Origin of the sequence: Planomonospora sp. ID82291 (genome assembly GCF_015711645.1) — a bacterium.
Taxonomy (GTDB): domain Bacteria; phylum Actinomycetota; class Actinomycetes; order Streptosporangiales; family Streptosporangiaceae; genus Planomonospora.
Window position 1 is genome coordinate 1,258,986 of the sequence record NZ_JABTEX010000002.1, and the last position, 18,873, is coordinate 1,277,858.

At 66.0% G+C, this 18,873-nt stretch carries 10 protein-coding genes, 2 tRNA genes and 3 rRNA genes; 12 read left to right on the forward strand and 3 right to left on the reverse strand.

What is annotated here, in order from left to right; translation table 11 throughout:
• Nucleotides 1–28: 28 nt before the first annotated feature.
• Complete coding sequence (locus HS045_RS16600) at nt 29–1,387, reverse strand: TrpB-like pyridoxal phosphate-dependent enzyme (protein ID WP_196452243.1); 1,359 nt, start codon at nt 1,385–1,387, stop codon at nt 29–31.
• 144 nt (nt 1,388–1,531) lie between these two features.
• Between HS045_RS16600 and HS045_RS16605 the strand changes: the two genes are divergently transcribed.
• On the forward strand, nt 1,532–1,684 hold the full coding sequence (locus HS045_RS16605) for a hypothetical protein (RefSeq protein ID WP_196452244.1): 153 nt from the start codon (nt 1,532–1,534) through the stop codon (nt 1,682–1,684).
• A gap of 92 nt (nt 1,685–1,776) precedes the next feature.
• On the opposite strand, the gene HS045_RS16610 is transcribed toward HS045_RS16605, so the two are convergent.
• A tRNA-Gly gene (locus tag HS045_RS16610) sits at nt 1,777–1,847 on the reverse strand.
• An 87-nt stretch (nt 1,848–1,934) separates the two neighbouring features.
• On the opposite strand from HS045_RS16610, the gene HS045_RS16615 reads away from it, so the two are divergent.
• Nucleotides 1,935–2,008, forward strand: a tRNA-Pro gene (locus HS045_RS16615).
• 103 nt (nt 2,009–2,111) lie between these two features.
• Here HS045_RS16615 and HS045_RS16620 read toward each other — a convergent pair.
• Nucleotides 2,112–2,618, reverse strand: a complete 507-nt coding sequence (locus HS045_RS16620) for an ATP-binding protein (protein ID WP_230884066.1) — start codon at nt 2,616–2,618, stop codon at nt 2,112–2,114.
• A 244-nt stretch (nt 2,619–2,862) separates the two neighbouring features.
• Between HS045_RS16620 and HS045_RS16625 the strand changes: the two genes are divergently transcribed.
• The 10 genes from HS045_RS16625 (at nt 2,863) to HS045_RS16670 (ending at nt 18,792) form a co-directional block, all read left to right on the forward strand.
• The gene (locus HS045_RS16625) at nt 2,863–3,729 is read left to right on the forward strand and encodes a helix-turn-helix transcriptional regulator (RefSeq protein WP_196452245.1); all 867 of its coding nucleotides are present in this window, start codon (nt 2,863–2,865) and stop codon (nt 3,727–3,729) included.
• A gap of 207 nt (nt 3,730–3,936) precedes the next feature.
• On the forward strand, nt 3,937–5,307 hold the full coding sequence (tig, locus tag HS045_RS16630; protein WP_196452246.1) for a trigger factor: 1,371 nt from the start codon (nt 3,937–3,939) through the stop codon (nt 5,305–5,307).
• Between the two features lie 298 nt (nt 5,308–5,605).
• On the forward strand, nt 5,606–6,250 hold the full coding sequence (locus tag HS045_RS16635; RefSeq protein ID WP_374191382.1) for a ClpP family protease: 645 nt from the start codon (nt 5,606–5,608) through the stop codon (nt 6,248–6,250).
• A gap of 11 nt (nt 6,251–6,261) precedes the next feature.
• Nucleotides 6,262–6,906, forward strand: a complete 645-nt coding sequence (locus HS045_RS16640) for an ATP-dependent Clp protease proteolytic subunit (RefSeq protein WP_068903692.1) — start codon at nt 6,262–6,264, stop codon at nt 6,904–6,906.
• Between the two features lie 193 nt (nt 6,907–7,099).
• Nucleotides 7,100–8,377 carry an ATP-dependent Clp protease ATP-binding subunit ClpX gene (gene clpX / locus HS045_RS16645; protein WP_196452247.1) on the forward strand — a complete coding sequence of 426 codons (1,278 nt, stop codon included), beginning with the start codon at nt 7,100–7,102 and terminating at the stop codon, nt 8,375–8,377.
• A gap of 205 nt (nt 8,378–8,582) precedes the next feature.
• Nucleotides 8,583–11,168 carry a valine--tRNA ligase gene (locus HS045_RS16650; RefSeq protein WP_196452248.1) on the forward strand — a complete coding sequence of 862 codons (2,586 nt, stop codon included), beginning with the start codon at nt 8,583–8,585 and terminating at the stop codon, nt 11,166–11,168.
• A gap of 605 nt (nt 11,169–11,773) precedes the next feature.
• A 16S ribosomal RNA gene (locus tag HS045_RS16655) occupies nt 11,774–13,297 on the forward strand.
• Nucleotides 13,298–13,763: 466 nt separating this feature from the next.
• A 23S ribosomal RNA gene (locus HS045_RS16660) occupies nt 13,764–16,889 on the forward strand.
• 132 nt (nt 16,890–17,021) lie between these two features.
• Nucleotides 17,022–17,138: ribosomal RNA gene (gene rrf / locus HS045_RS16665) — 5S ribosomal RNA — on the forward strand.
• Together the 16S, 23S and 5S rRNA genes form the textbook arrangement of a ribosomal RNA operon.
• A gap of 319 nt (nt 17,139–17,457) precedes the next feature.
• A complete protein-coding gene (locus HS045_RS16670; protein ID WP_196450612.1) occupies nt 17,458–18,792 on the forward strand; it encodes an ISL3 family transposase in 1,335 nt (444 codons plus the stop codon).
• Nucleotides 18,793–18,873: the final 81 nt, after the last annotated feature.

The window sequence follows — 18,873 nt, forward strand, 5'->3', positions numbered from 1 at the left end:
CGCCGGAACGCGCGCCCGGTCCCGGCTCTCAGGTGACGGGTAGCTCCTCCAGCGCGGTGTCGATGCGCTCCTGGGGCAGCGCGAAATCCTCCATCTCGCCCGACAGATGGCGGTCGTAGGCGGCCAGGTCGAAGTGGCCGTGCCCGCACAGCGCGGTGAGGATGACCTTCGGCTCGCCGGTCTCCCGGCAGCGCAGCGCCTCGGCGACGGTCTCGGCCAGCGCGTGCGTCGGCTCCGGCGCGGGGACGATCCCCTCGGTCCTGGCGAAGCGCAGCCCGGCCTCGAAGCACTCGGTCTGTCCCTTGGCGACCGCCTCGAACAGGCCCAGCTCGTGCAGGTGGGAGACGAGCGGGGACATGCCGTGGTAGCGCAGGCCGCCCGCGTGGATCGGGTCGGGAACGAAGCCGTGGCCGAGCGTGTGCATCTTCAGCAGCGGGGTGAGCCCCGCGGCGTCGCCGAAGTCGTAGGTGTAGACGCCCCGGGTCAGCGACGGGCAGGCTTCGGGCTCCACCGCCCGGATCACCGGGTCCATCCGCCCGGCCAGTTTCTCCCTCAGGAACGGGAAGGCGAGCCCGGCGAAGTTGGACCCGCCGCCCGTGCAGCCGACGATCAGGTCCGGCGCCTCGCCGAACGCCGCCAGCTGCTCGATCGCCTCCTCACCGATGACCGTCTGGTGCAGCAGCACGTGGTTGAGCACGCTGCCCAGCGCGTACCGGGTGTCGGGGGCGGCCGCGGCCACCTCCACGGCCTCGCTGATCGCGATGCCCAGGCTGCCGGGACAGTCCGGGTCCTCGGCCAGGATCTTGCTGCCCGAGACGGTCTCCGGAGACGGGCTCGGGTGCACGGTCGCGCCGTACACGCGCATGAGGGACCGGCGGTGCGGCTTCTGGTCGTAGGAGGCGCGGACCATCCAGACCTCGCAGTCGAGGCCGTACTGCGCGCAGGCGAACGCCAGGGACGAGCCCCACTGACCGGCGCCGGTCTCGGTGGTGAGCCGGCGGACCCCCTCGCGGGCGTTGTAGTACGCCTGGGGGACGGCGGTGTTGGGCTTGTGGGAGCCGGACGGGGAGCCGCCCTCGTACTTGTAGTAGATCCGGGCGGGGGTGCCGAGCGAGCGCTCGAGCCGCCGGGCGCGGATCAGCGGCGTCGGCCGCCAGAGCCGGTAGACGTCGCGGACGCCGTCCGGGATGGGGACGAAGCGGTCGGTGCAGACCTCCTGGCCGATCAGCTCCGCCGGGAAGAGCGGCGCCAGGTCGTCGGGGCCGACCGGCTGCAGCGTGCCGGGGTGCAGGGGCGGCGGGGGAGGAGCCGGGAGGTCGGCCAGGACGTTGTACCAGTGGCGCGGGATGCGGGACTCGTCGAGCAGCACTCGGGTGGCCTCGGACACGGTTCGCCTCCAGGGGTCGCTGCTCTCAGTGTCCTTCACCTCACCCCTCGTGGTCTACGCGTTTCCCCTTTGTCCCGTGCGGACACCCTCTCTTCCTCCGTCCCGTCCCGGTACGGCGCCCGCCTGCGGACGTACGCTGACCCCATGGAGAAGAAGGAGAGGGACTGGCGGCGGCTCCCGGAAAGGGTCCTGCCGGAGGAGACGACCGAGGGCCACCCGGCGGAGGAGGTCCCCGACACCGCGTTCGTGGAGGACCTCCGCTTCAAGCAGTGGCTGAGCGGCCCCGCGAGCGGCTGAGCGGGCGGATCCGGTGAAGAGGTCGGCGGATCCGCCGGAAAAGCCGGAGGGCCGGGCCCCGGATCTCCGGTGACCTGGCCCTCCTTCGACGGAGCGGACGACGGGAATCGAACCCGCGTAGCCAGTTTGGAAGACTGGGGCTCTACCATTGAGCTACGTCCGCGCGATCCGGTGTTGGTCTGGTCTAGACTTCATCCGGTCGTCAGGGCGTAATCGTACCGGAGATCCGGACCGTGCGCGTACCCGACGCCGGGGTGTGGCGCAGCTTGGTAGCGCACCTGCTTTGGGAGCAGGGGGCCGCAGGTTCAAATCCTGTCACCCCGACATCGACCGGGCACCGGGCTCCGTCCGGTGCCCGGTTCTTCGTTCTTCTCCGCCGGGCCGGTCCCGCGCGCCGGGCGCCGCGGAGCCCAGGCGGTGCGGCAGCTCAGGCGGTGCGGCTGAAGAGCGCCCAGACGGCCTTGCCGCCGCGGTCGAGGTGGTCCCAGCCCCAGTAGCGGCTGTAGGTCTCCACGATGTAGAGCCCCCGGCCGTTCTCGGAGACGAAGTCCGGCTCCTTCGGAGTGGGCGGGGTGTCGCTGGGATCGGCCACGGCGAGGAGCACGTGGGGAGAGAGCCGCAGCAGCATCAGGGTGATCGGCGCATCCGACCGACCGGACGGGCACAGAGCGTAGCGAACGGCGTTGGTGACGAGTTCCGAAACCACTAACGCCGCGTCGTCGCCGAGCTCGGACAACCCCCAGTCGTCCAGTGTGGAGCGCGTCACGTCCCGGGCGGTCTTCACCGAGTCGGCCCTGCGGGGGAGCGGGCAGGCGGCCGCGTCCGAGCGGTCGGCCGCGAGCAGCTCGTCGAAGCCGATCGCACGAGTCGCCTGCAGGTAGGCGGCGGCCGATCGCGGATCCCCCACCATCCCGCCGGTACCTCCCGCTGTCATTGTGAGCTCTCCGTGCCGGTTGAGAGTTTTCAAAGCTTGTGCACTATAAGCCCAATATGCACCAAGCCATCATGGGTCACGCGGACGGCTCCTGCAAGACCCAAATGCACGTGCAGTTGCAGCGTGCAGCAGCATGTGCGTTTAAGGTGCGAGGTCGGTCGATAAGGCGGGTGTGCAAGGCCTTGTCATAACGGCCGGAAGTGGTGACACTGTGTGCGCTGGCCTAAGTGAATAGGGAGGCGAAGTGACGCAGATCCAGCAGGGATCGGGTCCCACAGCTCTGCGCATCCTCCTGGGTTCCCAGCTGCGCCGTCTGCGCGAGGCCAGAGGTCTCACGCGGGAGGAGGCCGGCAGCCTGATCCGAGGCTCCGAATCCAAGATCAGCCGCATGGAGCTCGGGCGGGTCGGGCTGCGGGAGCGCGACGTCGCGGACCTGCTCACCTTCTACGGGGTGGAGGACGAAAAGGCGCGCTCGGCCGTGATGGACCTCCTGTCCAGGGCGAACGAGCCCGGGTGGTGGCACCGCTTCAACGACCTGCTGCCCAACTGGTTCCAGACGTACGTCGGCCTGGAGGAGGCGGCGGCCCGCATCCGCACCTACGAGGTGCAGTTCGTGCCCGGCCTGCTCCAGACCAAGGAGTACGCCAGAGCGGTCATCACCGCCGGAGGCGCCGGGATCGCGCCGGAGGAGATCGCACGCCGGGTGGATCTCCGCCTCGAGCGCCAGCGGGTGCTGGAGCGGTCCGACGGTCCCTTCTTCTGGGCGGTCATCGACGAGGCGGCGCTGCGGCGCCCCATCGGCGGCGCCGAGGTGATGCGGGCTCAACTGGAGCACCTGATGGACCTGATGCGCCAGCCGAACATCACGATTCAGGTGATGCCGTTCAGCTTCGGCGGGCACAGCGCGGAGGGCGGCGCCTTCAGTGTGCTGCGCTTCCACGACAGCGAGCTTCCCGACGTCGTCTACGTCGAGCAGCTCGCCAGCGCGCTCTACCTCGACAAACCCGAGGAGGTGGACCGCTACAGCGAGGTCATGGAGCGCCTGTGCGCGGTGAGCACCACCCCGGGTGAGACCGTCGAGCTCCTCCGGCGCATCATCAAGGAGATCTGACCCGCGCCGTTCGCTGCGGGGCACGGGTCTGCCCTAGACTGGCCTGTGGCGCTGGACACCCGCCGCAGTGGAGCATGCCCCGATCCGCATCTCTGGAGGCAGTGCCCTGCGCCGCTCATGTGGGCGCGGCGCGCGAGCTTGCCGCGATAGCCGTACGAATTGGCGCGCGCCCGCGATCACTCGAAGCTTGATCAAGGAGACCACCCCGTGAAGACCGCTGTCGAGGAGCTCAGCCCGACCCGGGTCAAGCTCACTGTCGAGGTGCCGTTCGAGGAGCTCGGCGAGAGCATGCAGGCGGCTTACAAGAAGGTCGCGCAGCAGGTGCGCGTTCCCGGCTTCCGCCCCGGCAAGGTTCCGGCCCGCATCATCGAGCAGCGCTTCGGCCGCGCGGTGGTGCTGGAGGAGACCCTCAACGACGCGGTGCCCAAGCTGTACGGCCAGGCCGTCGACGAGAGCGACATCTTCCCGGTCAGCCAGCCGGAGATCGAGGTCACCAAGATCGAGGACGGCGAGCAGGTCGAGTTCACCGCCGAGGTGGACATCCGCCCGAACTTCGAGGTGCCCGACTACCAGGGCATCGAGGTCACGGTCCCGGTCGCCGAGGTGTCCGACGAGGACGTCGACACCCAGCTGGACGGCCTGCGGCAGCGCTTCGCCACGCTGACCGGCGTCGAGCGCCCCGCCGCGAACGGCGACTTCGTCGTCATGGACCTCGCCGCCGCGATCGACGGGGTGAACATCGAGGAGCAGCAGGCCAACGACGTCTCCTACGAGGTCGGCGCCGGCTCGGTGCTGCAGGGCCTGGACGACGCCCTGGTCGGCATGTCCGCCGGTGACGTCAAGGAGTTCACCACGAACCTGGTCGGCGGCGAGAACGCCGGCGAGGAGGCCGTGGTGACCATCACCGTCAAGAGCGTCAAGGAGAAGGTCCTCCCCGAGCTCGACGACGAGTTCGCCCAGCTGGCGAGCGAGTTCGACACCCTCGACGAGCTCAAGGACAGCCTCCGCGAGCAGATCCGCCGCAACAAGCTCATCGACCAGGTCGTGCAGGCGCGGGAGAACGCCCTCGACGCCCTCCTCGACAAGGTCGACATCCCGCTTCCGGAGAGCGCGCTCAAGGCCGAGCTCGACAACCGCAAGCACAACCTCGAGCACCAGATCGCCGAGAGCGGCCTGAGCAAGGACGCCTACTTCCGCCTCTACCAGACCACCGAGGAGGAGCGCCACGCCGAGTTCGAGGCGAGCTCCGCCAAGGCGCTCAAGACCGGCTTCGTCCTGGACAAGATCGTAAAGGCCGAGGACCTCGGCGTCAGCGAGCAGGAGCTGACCAACTTCGTGGTGCGGCGCGCCATGCAGATGAACGTCGCCCCGAACGTGCTGGCCCAGCACCTGGCCGACAACGACCAGCTCACCCTGGCCATGGTCGAGATCGTCCGCGACAAGGCCAAGAGCGTCGTCGGCGACGCCGCCAAGGTCGTCGACGAGGCCGGCAACGAGGTGGACCTCAAGGCCATCTACACCGAGATCAACGGCGAGGAGCCCGTCGAGGAGCCCGCCGAGGAGAAGACCGAGGAGTGACTCCTCGCTCCGCCGGAACACCCGCGGCGCCCCCACCGTGTTCGCACGGTGGGGGCGCCGCGGGCGTTCTGCGGAGGCACCAGGTCCCCGGAAGCGCGGCAGGCGCCGCCCTGGGAGGCCTTCCGCCGCCGCCTGCGGCCTCCTCCGACGCGGCGGAGCCGCCGGGGAGGCACCGGGCGGGTCCGCCCTCATCATGCGCTGTCGGCGAACAGCACGTGGAGGGGGCATGTCCGGTAGGCGCCGCGCGTTAAGGTCACAAGCAAAGCCAATCGATTACGACGCATCGGAAGGTGACGCTGTGACCAGCCCGCCGACCTTCTACCAGCCGACCGGCTCCGGGCCCGAGTCGATGAGCCAGCCGACCGGCTCGTTCAGGCTCGAAGACCAGCTCTACCAGCGGCTGCTGCGTGAGCGCATCATCGTGCTGGGCACCCAGGTCAACGACGAGATCGCCAACCGAATCTGTGCCGAGCTGCTTCTCCTGGCAGCGGATGACTCCGAGCGGGACATCTGGCTCTACATCAACTCGCCTGGCGGGTCGGTGACGGCCGGTATGGCGATTTACGACATGATGGAATACGTGCCGAACGACGTGTGCACCGTCGCGATGGGTCTGGCCGCCTCCATGGGCCAGTTCCTCCTCTGCGCCGGCGCGCGGGGCAAGCGCTACGCCCTGCCGCACGCACGCATCATGATGCACCAGCCTTCGGGCGGCATCGGCGGCACCGCCGCCGACATCGCCATCCAGGCGGAGCAGATGCTCTACGTCAAGAAGACCCTCGCGGAGCGCATCGCGTTCCACACGGGCCAGGACCTGGCGCAGATCGAGGCCGACTCCGACCGCGACCGCTGGTTCACGGCCGAGGAGGCCAAGGACTACGGCTTCATCGACAACGTCGTTCGGAGCGCCCGCCAGGTGCCCTCCGAGGGCGCCGTCTCCTGAAGGGACACAACGTGAGTGAGTTGATCCGGCCGGGAGACATCAACGGCCGCTACGTTCTCCCCTCCTTCGTCGAGCGCACGTCGTACGGGGTGAAGGAGATGAACCCGTACAATAAGCTGTTCGAGGATCGCATCATCTTCCTCGGCGTGCAGATCGACGACGCGTCGGCCAACGACGTCATGGCGCAGTTGCTGACGCTGGAGTCGCTCGACCCCGACCGTGACATCAGCATCTACATCAATTCGCCGGGCGGGTCGTTCACCGCCATGACGGCGATCTACGACACGATGCAGTTCGTCCGGCCGGACATCCAGACGGTCTGTCTGGGCCAGGCGGCCTCGGCCGCCGCGGTCCTGCTGGCCGGCGGTACGGCGGGCAAGCGGTTCGCCCTGCCGAACGCCCGGATGCTCATCCACCAGCCCTCCACCGAGGGCGGCGGGCAGGGGAGCGACATCGAGATCCAGGCGCGCGAGATCCTGCGGATGCGGGCGCTCCTGGAGACCCTGGTGGCGCGCCACTCGGGCAAGGGCGCCGAGGAGATCCGCAAGGACATCGAGCGCGACAAGATCCTGAACGCGGAGGAGGCCAAGGCGTACGGGCTGATCGACGACATCATCCCGTCGCGCAAGAAGCTCGCCAAGGCTGTCGCCTCCTGAGGAGGTAGATTGCATCGGAACGGTGCCCAATTGGGCACCTTCCGGTGCGACTCGCCGTCAGAGGGCTCACCGAGGGCTCAGAAGGCGGTAACGTCGAAACCTGAGCGGGATGACTTTTCGTACCGGGTTCCGACCGGTCTCGAAAGAACCGGACCGCGGCAGCCAGGCGGTCCCACGCAAAGGAGTATCTGGGGTGGCACGCATCGGCGACGGGGGAGACCTGCTGAAGTGCTCTTTCTGCGGGAAGAGCCAGAAGCAAGTCAAGAAGCTCATCGCCGGGCCCGGCGTATACATCTGCGATGAGTGCATCGATCTCTGCAACGAGATCATCGAAGAGGAGCTCAGCGAGTCCTCCGAGCTCAAGTGGGACAGCCTGCCCAAGCCGAGAGAGATCTACGAGTTCCTCGACGCCTACGTCATCGGTCAGGACAAGGCGAAGAAGGCCCTCTCGGTGGCGGTCTACAACCACTACAAGCGGGTGCAGTCCGGCGAGCACGGTCGTGACGACGGTCTCGAGTTGGCCAAGTCGAACATCCTGCTCCTGGGCCCGACCGGTTCCGGCAAGACACTGCTCGCCCAGACGCTGGCGAAGATGCTGAACGTCCCGTTCGCCATCGCCGACGCCACCGCGCTGACCGAGGCGGGCTACGTGGGCGAGGACGTCGAGAACATCCTGCTCAAGCTCATCCAGGCCGCCGACTACGACGTCAAGAAGGCCGAGACCGGCATCATCTACATCGACGAGGTCGACAAGATCGCCCGAAAGAGCGAGAACCCGTCGATCACCCGCGACGTCTCCGGCGAGGGTGTGCAGCAGGCGCTGCTGAAGATCCTGGAGGGCACCACCGCGAGCGTGCCGCCGCAGGGCGGACGCAAGCACCCGCACCAGGAGTTCATCCAGATCGACACCACCAACGTGCTGTTCATCTGCGGCGGGGCCTTCGCCGGCCTGGAGCAGATCATCGAGTCCCGGGTCGGCAAGAAGGGCATCGGCTTCAACGCCGTCATCCGCTCGAAGGAGGACGTCGACTCCTCCGACATCTTCGGTGACGTGATGCCCGAGGACCTGCTGAAGTTCGGCATGATCCCCGAGTTCGTGGGCCGCCTCCCGGTCATCACCAGCGTGCACAACCTCGACCGCGCGGCGCTCATCCAGATCCTCACCGAGCCGCGCAACGCCCTCGTCAAGCAGTACCGCCGCCTCTTCGAGCTCGACAACGTCGAGCTCGAGTTCAGCCAGGACGCGCTGGAGGCCATCGCCGACCAGGCGATCCTGCGCGGGACCGGTGCGCGCGGCCTGCGGGCCATCCTGGAGGAGGTCCTGCTCTCGGTGATGTACGAGGTGCCGTCCCGCGAGGACGTGGCCCGTGTCGTCATCACCCGCGAGTCGGTGCTCGAGCACGTCAACCCGACGCTCGTCCCGCGCGACCAGCTCAGCAAGCAGCGGGCCCCGCGCGAGAAGTCGGCCTGAAACCGGCACCCGCCCGACCCGGTACGGCGGCGCCCCCCCCCCGGCGGCCCCGGGGGGCGCCCCGCGCGGGGGGGCGGGGGGCCGGGGGCCGGGGGCCGGGGGCCGGGCGACCATGGGCAGGGGCCCGGACGGACGGGCGAGAGCCGTCCGGAGGATCCGCGACTCACCGGGCGATGGGACGACGGCCGCTCGGACGTCCTTAGAATTGGGCACCGTGACGACTCCAGAGCTGCCCACCCAGTACACACCCGCCGATGTGGAGACCCGGAGCTACGAGCGCTGGGTAGCGGAGGGATACTTCACCGCGGATCCGAGCAGTGAGCGCGAGCCGTACACCATCGTCCTTCCGCCGCCGAACGTGACCGGCGTCCTGCACATGGGGCACGCGCTGGACCACTCGATCCAGGACGCGCTGACCCGCCGTGCCCGCATGGAGGGCAGGGAGACGCTCTGGATGCCGGGCATGGACCACGCCGGCATCGCGACCCAGAACGTCGTCGAGCGAGAGATCGCCAAGGACGGCCTGTCCCGGCACGACCTCGGCCGCGAGGCCTTCACCGAGCGGGTCTGGCAGTGGAAGGAGGAGTCCGGCGGCCGGATCCTCGGCCAGATGAAGAAGCTCGGGGACGGCGTCGACTGGTCCCGTGAGCGCTTCACCATGGACCCCGGACTCTCCCGCGCGGTCCAGACGATCTTCAAGAGGCTCTTCGACGACGGGCTCGTCTACCGCGCCGAGCGCATCATCAACTGGTGCCCGCGCTGCCTCACCGCCCTGTCGGACATCGAGGTCGAGCACAGCGAGGACGAGGGGGAGCTCGTCTCGATCCGGTACGGCGAGGGCGACGACTCCATCGTGGTCGCCACCACGCGGGCCGAGACGCTGCTCGGCGACACCGCCGTGGCCGTCCACCCGTCCGACGAGCGCTACGCCCACCTGATCGGCCGCGAGGTGGAACTCCCGCTGACCGGCCGCCGCATCCCGGTCGTGGCGGACGAGCACGTCGACCCCGCCTTCGGCACCGGCGCGGTCAAGGTCACCCCGGCCCACGACCCGAACGACTTCGAGATCGGCCGCCGACACGCGCTGCCGTCGATGACGATCATGGATGAGCGCGGAGTGATCACCGCGCACGGTCCGTTCGAGGGCCTCGACCGCTTCGAGGCGCGGCCGGCCGTGGTCGCCGCCCTGCGGGAGCAGGGCCGGATCGTCGCCGAGAAGCGGCCCTACCTGCACTCGGTCGGCCACTGCTCGCGCTGCAAGACGGTGGTCGAGCCCCGCCTCTCGCTGCAGTGGTTCGTCGACGTCTCGCCGCTGGCCAGGGCCGCCGGCGACGCGGTCCGGGACGGCCGGACGAAGATCCACCCGCCGGAGCTCGCCAAGCGCTACTTCGACTGGGTCGACGACATGCACGACTGGTGCATCTCGCGGCAGTTGTGGTGGGGCCACCGCATCCCGGTCTGGTACGGCCCGGCGGGGGAGGTCGTCTGCGTGGGCCCGGACGAGGAGGCGCCGGAGGGCTACGTCCAGGACCCCGACGTCCTGGACACCTGGTTCTCCTCGGGGCTCTGGCCGTTCTCGACCCTGGGCTGGCCCGACCGCACGCCTGAACTGGAGAAGTTCTACCCGACCTCGGTGCTGGTGACGGGCTACGACATCCTGTTCTTCTGGGTCGCCCGGATGATGATGTTCGGCCTGTACGCGATGGACGGCCGCCCGCCGTTCCGGACCGTCGCGCTGCACGGCATGGTCCGCGACCAGTTCGGCAAGAAGATGTCCAAGTCGTTCGGGAACGTCGTGGACCCGATGGACTGGGTGGAGCGCTTCGGCGCCGATGCGACCCGCTTCACGCTGCTGCGCGGCGCGAACCCGGGCTCCGATGTGGCGATCAGCGAGGAGTGGGCCGGTGGGTCCCGCAACTTCTGCAACAAGATCTGGAATGCCACCCGGTTCGCCCTGATGAACGGCGCCGCGGTCGGTGAGCTTCCCGTGGCGGAGCTCACCGCGGCCGACCGCTGGATCCTCTCCCGTCTCCAGGAGATCACGGCGTCCGTGGACGCCGCATTCAAGGAGTTCGAGTTCGCCAAGATCTCGGACCTGCTCTACCACTTCGCCTGGGACGAGGTCTGCGACTGGTACGTGGAGCTCGCCAAGATCCAGATCGCGGCGGGCCAGGAGCACACCCGGCTGGTCCTGGGGCACGTCTTCGACGCGTTGCTGCGGTTGCTCCATCCGCTCGTGCCGTTCGTCACCGAGGAGTTGTGGAGGGCGCTGACCGGAGGACCGTCCATCGTGGTGGCGCCCTGGCCCGCGGTTCAGGAGTCCCTGCGCGATCCGTCGGCGGAGGAGGAGATCCTCGCGGTCCAGAACCTGGTCACCGAGGTCCGCAGGTTCCGCTCGGACCAGGGGCTCAAGCCCGGTCAGCGGGTGGCGGCGCGGCTCTCCCTCGCGGGTACGGCGCTGGCCCCGCACGAGAGTGCGATCCGCTCGCTGCTCCGGCTGGACGAGCCGTCGGAGTCCTTCGCGGCGACCGCGCGTCTCGACGTGAGCGGTATCGCGGTGGAGATCGACACGGCGGGCACCATCGATGTGGCCGCGGAGCGCAAGCGCCTGGAGAAGGATCTCGCGGTGGCGCGCAAGGAGGCGGCGCAGGTGGCCGCCAAGCTGGGGAACGAGCAGTTCATGTCGAAGGCACCCGATGACGTGGTGAGCAAGGTCCGGGACCGTGCGGCTCAGGCCGACCAGGACATCGCTCGGCTGACGGCCCAGTTGGCGGCACTGCCCGCCGGCTGAGCCCGGGGCAGAGCTGTGAGCGGGGTGCTGAGCCCGGGGGCAGAGCTGAGCGGCTGTCGTGCCCGAGGCTGAACCGAGATGAGATGAGGACGCGGGGGGCTGTTGACCCCGCGTCCTTGTGTTTGGAGTCTTCTAGCTCCGGGAAGACCTACCTGTTACCGGGAAGTTGGTCATGGTGGCCGCAGAGGCTGCTAAGGTTTCTTCTTGCAGGGAGTCCCCTGCAGCCCCTCTTGTGCGAACTCGGCAAATCGGGCGTGACCACACGAGTGGACACGAACGGGATGTGGAGGTAAGTTAGAGGGGTTGCCCCGGAGACGGGGTGGTTCCGGTCGAACCGGGATCGGACGAATCGGGTCGGATTGACACGAAACGGACGATACGGTAAGATAGGAACGCAACGAAGTGGAACGCCCCGCGAGATGCGGCCTCCGGGCCCGTCGGACGGTGAACGCGTCCGTTTCTTGAGAACTCAACAGTGTGCTAAAAGCCAGTGCATGATGCACAACCCCGTCCCACCCGGACCTGTCATGGTCGGGGAGGACGGATTCCTTTGGTTGGATCATCCATCATGGATGCTTTCAGCCGGGATGCAACTGTTCAGACATTGTTTGGAGAGTTTGATCCTGGCTCAGGACGAACGCTGGCGGCGTGCTTAACACATGCAAGTCGAGCGGAAAGGCCCTTCGGGGTACTCGAGCGGCGAACGGGTGAGTAACACGTGAGTAACCTGCCCCTGACTCTGGGATAAGCCCGGGAAACTGGGTCTAATACCGGATACGACCCGCGGTCGCATGGCCTGCGGGTGGAAAGTTTTTTCGGTCGGGGATGGACTCGCGGCCTATCAGCTTGTTGGTGAGGTAGTGGCTCACCAAGGCGACGACGGGTAGCCGGCCTGAGAGGGCGACCGGCCACACTGGGACTGAGACACGGCCCAGACTCCTACGGGAGGCAGCAGTGGGGAATATTGCGCAATGGGCGGAAGCCTGACGCAGCGACGCCGCGTGGGGGATGACGGCCTTCGGGTTGTAAACCTCTTTCAGCAGGGACGAAGGTGACGTGTACCTGCAGAAGAAGCGCCGGCTAACTACGTGCCAGCAGCCGCGGTAATACGTAGGGCGCAAGCGTTGTCCGGAATTATTGGGCGTAAAGAGCTCGTAGGTGGCTTGTCGCGTCGGATGTGAAAGCTTGGGGCTTAACTCCAGGTCTGCATTCGATACGGGCTGGCTAGAGGTAGGTAGGGGCAAGCGGAATTCCTGGTGTAGCGGTGAAATGCGCAGATATCAGGAGGAACACCGGTGGCGAAGGCGGCTTGCTGGGCCTTACCTGACGCTGAGGAGCGAAAGCGTGGGGAGCGAACAGGATTAGATACCCTGGTAGTCCACGCTGTAAACGTTGGGCGCTAGGTGTGGGGGCCTTCCACGGTTTCCGCGCCGTAGCTAACGCATTAAGCGCCCCGCCTGGGGAGTACGGCCGCAAGGCTAAAACTCAAAGGAATTGACGGGGGCCCGCACAAGCGGCGGAGCATGTTGCTTAATTCGACGCAACGCCAAGAACCTTACCAAGGCTTGACATCGCCCGGAAACCCTCAGAGATGGGGGCCTCTTCGGACTGGGTGACAGGTGGTGCATGGCTGTCGTCAGCTCGTGTCGTGAGATGTTGGGTTAAGTCCCGCAACGAGCGCAACCCTTGTTCCATGTTGCCAGCGGCGTCCTTCGGGGCGGCCGGGGACTCATGGGAGACTGCCGGGGTCAACTCGGAGGAAGGTGGGGATGACGTCAAGTCATCATGCCCCTTATGTCTTGGGCTGCAAACATGCTACAATGGCCGGTACAGAGGGTTGCGATACCGTGAGGTGGAGCGAATCCCTAAAAGCCGGTCTCAGTTCGGATTGGGGTCTGCAACTCGACCCCATGAAGTCGGAGTCGCTAGTAATCGCAGATCAGCAACGCTGCGGTGAATACGTTCCCGGGCCTTGTACACACCGCCCGTCACGTCACGAAAGTCGGCAACACCCGAAGCCCGTGGCCCAACCCACTTGTGGGGGGGAGCGGTCGAAGGTGGGGCTGGCGATTGGGACGAAGTCGTAACAAGGTAGCCGTACCGGAAGGTGCGGCTGGATCACCTCCTTTCTAAGGAGCACCGGCCGGAAGTCCGGGTGGGGGTGACCTCGCCGGGTTCTGGTCCATGTCGCGGTCATCGGCGAGTGTCCGGTGCGCGGCGCGCTCATTAGTGGAGCACTGGTTATTCGGTTCGGCGTGGTCGCCGGCCGGCTAGTACCGCCCAGCCCTCTCGAGGGGTGGGAGTGGGAACGGCGGTCCGGGGGGCGTGCGGTTCCGGGCACACTGTTGGGTCCTGAGGGAACGGACCATGTGGGGCGCGGCTCCCGCCGATGGCGGGTAGGTCGCGTTCCGGCTCGCCTCGACGTGGTCGGGGTGGGAGGGTTCGTGGTGTTCCTCGGACGGGGCCGATCTTCTGTCATACCGGTTCGCCGGGTGGAGGCTTGTGAAGTCTTCGCCGGTGCGGGTGTCTGGTGGCGGGTGGGGTCGGTGGCTGTTTGTTGTTTGAGATTTGCATAGTGGACGCGAGCATCTTTGTGGCCAAGTTTTTTAGGGCACACGGTGGATGCCTTGGCATCAGGAGCCGATGAAGGACGTGGGAGGCTGCGTTAAGCCTCGGGGAGTCGCCAACCAGACGTTGATCCGGGGATGTCCGAATGGGGAAACCTAGCACCCGTCATGGGGTGTTGCCTCCGCCTGAATGTATAGGGCGGTTGGTGGTAACGCGGGGAAGTGAAACATCTCAGTACCCGTAGGAAGAGAAAACAACATGTGATTCCGTGAGTAGTGGTGAGCGAAAGCGGATGAGGCTAAACCGTATGCGTGTGATAGCCGGCAGGCGTTGCGTGTGCGGGGTCGTGGGACCTTCTGGCGGTTTCTGCCGAGACCGCGAGCAGTGAGAAATCCAGTGGGTAGTCGAAGTCTCTGGGAAGGGACGCCGTAGACCGTGAGAGCCGGGTAGGCGAAACCTGTTGGACTGCTGGAGGGGATCCCAAGTAGCACGGGGCCCGAGAAATCCTGTGTGAATCTGCCAGGACCACCTGGTAAGCCTAAATACTCCCTGATGACCGATAGTGCACTAGTACCGTGAGGGAAAGGTGAAAAGCACCCCGGTGAGGGGTCGTGAAATAGTACCTGAAACCGTGTGCCTACAAGCCGTAGGAGCGTGCACAGCTTGCTGTGCGTGATGTGACTGCGTGCCTTTTGAAGAATGAGCCTGCGAGTTATGGTGTGTGGCGAGGTTAACCCGTGTGGGGGAGCCGTAGGGAAACCGAGTCTGAAGAGGGCGTTTGAGTCGCATGCTGTAGACCCGAAGCGGAGTGATCTAGGCATGGGCAGGTTGAAGCGTGGGTAAGACTGCGTGGAGGACCGAACCCACCAGGGTTGAAAACCTGGGGGATGACCTGTGTTTAGGGGTGAAAGGCCAATCAAACTCCGTGATAGCTGGTTCTCCCCGAAATGCATTTAGGTGCAGCGTTGCGTGTTTCTTGCCGGAGGTAGAGCACTGGATGGCCGATGGGCCCGACAAGGTTACTGACGTCAGCCAAACTCCGAATGCCGGTAAGTGAGAGCGTGGCAGTGAGACTGCGGGGGATAAGCTCCGTAGTCGAGAGGGAAACAGCCCAGACCACCGACTAAGGCCCCTAAGCGTGTGCTAAGTGGGAAAGGATGTGGAGTCGCAGTGACAACCAGGAGGTTGGCTTAGAAGCAGCCATCCTTGAAAGAGTGCGTAATAGCTCACTGGTCAAGTGATTCCGCGCCGACAATGTAGCGGGGCTCAAGTGCACCGCCGAAGTCGTGGCATTCACACGTTGAGCCTGGCAGCGCGAGCTGTCTGGGTGTGTGGATGGGTAGGGGAGCGTCGTGCGGCCGGCGAAGCAGCCGAGTGATCGAGTTGTGGAGGCCGTGCGAGTGAGAATGCAGGCATGAGTAGCGAATCAGAAGTGAGAAACTTCTGCGCCGGATGACCAAGGGTTCCTGGGCCAGGCTAATCCGCCCAGGGTAAGTCGGGACCTAAGGCGAGGCCGACAGGCGTAGTCGATGGACAACGGGTTGATATTCCCGTACCCGTGGTGATGCGCCCATATCGAATCCAGTGATACTAAGGGTCCTTAAGCCCTTCTGCCCTTCGGGGTGGGGGTGAGGCTGAACGCCTGGCCTGATCTGGTAGTAGGTAAGCGATGGGGTGACGCAGGAAGGTAGCCCATCCCAGGCGATGGTAGTCCTGGGGTAAGCGTGTAGGGAGAGAGGTAGGCAAATCCGCCTCTCATGTATCTTGAGACGTGATGCCGAGCCGATTGTGGCGAAGTGGGTGATCCTATGCTGCCGAGAAAAGCCTCTAGCGAGCATCGTTGCGGCCCGTACCCGAAACCGACTCAGGTGGTCAGGTAGAGAATACCAAGGCGATCGGGTGAACTGTGGTTAAGGAACTCGGCAAATTGCCCCCGTAACTTCGGGAGAAGGGGGGCCTTCGCTGGTGACGAGTCTTGCGCTCTGAGCTGGTGGGGGCCGCAGTGGCCAGGGGGAAGCGACTGTTTACTAAAAACACAGGTCCGTGCGAAGTCGTAAGACGATGTATACGGACTGACGCCTGCCCGGTGCTGGAACGTTAAGGGGACCGGTTAGCGGGTGCAAGCCTGCGACGCTGAGAACTTAAGCGCCAGTAAACGGCGGTGGTAACTATAACCATCCTAAGGTAGCGAAATTCCTTGTCGGGTAAGTTCCGACCTGCACGAATGGCGTAACGACTTCCCCGCTGTCTCAACCGCAGACCCGGCGAAATTGCACTACGAGTAAAGATGCTCGTTACGCGCAGCAGGACGGAAAGACCCCGGGACCTTCACTACAGCTTGACATTGGCGTTTGGAGCGTCTTGTGTAGGATAGGTGGGAGACGGTGAAGCTCGGACGCTAGTTCGGGTGGAGTCATTGGTGAAATACCACTCTGGTCGTTTTGAACGTCTAACTTCGGTCCGTGATCCGGATCAGGGACAGTGTCTGGTGGGTAGTTTAACTGGGGCGGTTGCCTCCTAAAGGGTAACGGAGGCGCCCAAAGGTTCCCTCAGCCTGGTTGGCAATCAGGTGTCGAGTGTAAGTGCACAAGGGAGCTTGACTGTGAGACCGACGGGTCGAGCAGGAGCGAAAGCTGGGACTAGTGATCCGGCGGTGGCATGTGGAAGCGCCGTCGCTCAACGGCTAAAAGGTACCCCGGGGATAACAGGCTGATCTTCCCCAAGAGTCCATATCGACGGGATGGTTTGGCACCTCGATGTCGGCTCGTCGCATCCTGGGGCTGGAGTAGGTCCCAAGGGTTGGGCTGTTCGCCCATTAAAGCGGTACGCGAGCTGGGTTTAGAACGTCGCGAGACAGTTCGGTCCCTATCCGCTGCGCGCGCAGGAGACTTGAAAGGGGCTGTCCCTAGTACGAGAGGACCGGGACGGACGAACCTCTGGTGTGCCAGTTGTTCCGCCAGGAGCACGGCTGGTTGGCTACGTTCGGAAGGGATAACCGCTGAAAGCATCTAAGCGGGAAGCTCGCCTTGAGATGAGGTCTCCCACCCTGTGAGGGGGTAAGGCTCCCGGTAGACGACCGGGTTGATAGGCCGGAGGTGGAAGCGCAGTAATGTGTGGAGCTGACCGGTACTAATAGGCCGAGGACTTGACCTCAAAGTTCATGCTTGGTTTCTGCAGCGCTCTGTATCCTTCGCCGGGTCCGGAGCAGCGCGAAACCGAGGTTCTTGCTCGCGTCCACTAGGCAATTCTGAGACAACAGGCATCTGCTTGTGTGTTTCATGGGGTTACGGCGGTTATGGCGAAGGGGAAACACCCGGTTACATTCCGAACCCGGAAGTTAAGCTCTTCAGCGCCGATGGTACTGCACTCGGGAGGGTGTGGGAGAGTAGGTCGCCGCCGGACATTTTTTGTGGAGAGGGCCGTCCCTGTGGGGCGGCCCTTTCTGTGTTTTCGGGGGGGTTTCCCGGGGGTTCGGGGTGTCATCCGTTTTCCCGGGGTGTCGTGGGGTGTGCGGGGTCTGCTGGTCCGGGGTGCCGTGCCGGCCTCCGGACTGCTTCGGATCATCCATGCGGAAGGTCCGTCATCCAGGCTCTTCGAACTTAGCCGGGGTCTGAACACTCACCGGGCCGTTCGGGGCTGAGATCGCCTCTTGAGGGAGCCCGCGGCTCTCCTTGATCATTCCTGTTGTCTAGGCAAGAACGACAACAGAAGAGCCGCGAGCATGGTCAACGATACGACCCGGCTGCTGGGCCTGGAGGGCCTGGCCGTCGTCGACGTCATCACAGCAGGTCAGGACGGGAACGAGTGCGGACAGGGGCCGATCGTGCATCTGGTCACCGCCGACGAGACCGCCCGGGCCTGCCCCGAGTGCGGGACGCCGGCGGCCCGGGTCAAGGAGTGGGTGACCACCCGCCCACGTGATCTGCCGGTCGCGGGCCGCCGCTGTGACCTGCGCTGGCGTAAACGCCGCTGGTACTGCGACGAGTCGGCCTGCCCGCGAGGGACGTTCACCGAGCACGTCGCCCAGGTCCCGGCCCGGGCCCGGCTGACGGCGCGATTACGCCAGGCCACCGGGGCGGCGGTCGCCGACGGAGGGAGGACGATCGTGCAGTCGGCTCGCGACCATGGCGTGTCCTGGCCGGTGGCCTGGGCGGCGTTCACCGCGCACGCCGCCCGCGTCCTGCCCGATCAGCCTGCCCCCGTCACGGTGCTGGGGATCGACGAGATCCGCCGTGGCCGGCCCCGCTGGAGCTGGGAGGAGACCACCGGCACCTGGCAGACCGTCGTGGACCGCTGGCATGTCGGCTTCGTCGACATCTCCGGCGGGCAAGGGCTGCTGGGCCAGGTCGAAGGCCGTACCAGCGCCGCCGTCACCGGCTGGCTCGGCGAGCGTAGCCAGGCCTGGCGCGATGGCGTGGCCTTCGTCGCGATCGACATGTGCACCATCTTCAAGTCCGCGGTCCGGGCGGTGTTACCGCAGGCCAGGCTGGTGATCGATCACTTTCATATCGTGCAGCTGGCCAACGCCGCGGTCACCGAGGTCCGCCGCCGCGTCACCGTTCAGGTGCGGGGCCGGCGCGGGCGCAAGGGCAACCGGGAATGGGAGCTGCGCAACCGGCTGACCCGCTCGGCCGCCCGGATGCACGGCTCGCAGCTTGATCCGATGGTCGATGACCTGATGGCGCTGCCGAAGCGGATCGGTGTGCCGATCCTGGCCGCGTGGAACGCCAAGGAAGACCTGCTCGACCTGCTCGCGCTGGCCCGCACGCACCCCGATCGCGCGGTCATCGCCGAGCGGCTGTTTCGCTTCTACGACCGATGCGCGGCCTCCGGCCTGTCCGAGCTCCACCGCTTGGCGAGCACGGTCGAGACCTGGTGGCCCGAGATCCTCGCGTTCATCCAGACCGGCGTCACCAACGCCGGCTCCGAGGGCACCAACCGAGTGATCAAGACGGTCGCCCGAGACGCCTACGGTTTCCGCAATCCCGAAAACCAGCGTCTACGCACCCGCTGCGCCACTACCCGACGAGGTCGCGGATGCCTCAACCCCGCTTAACTTCGAAGAGCCGTCATCCATGCGGAAGGTCCGTCATCCACGCGGAAGGGTCCCGCCCCGGAGGGCGGGACCCGGGAACCG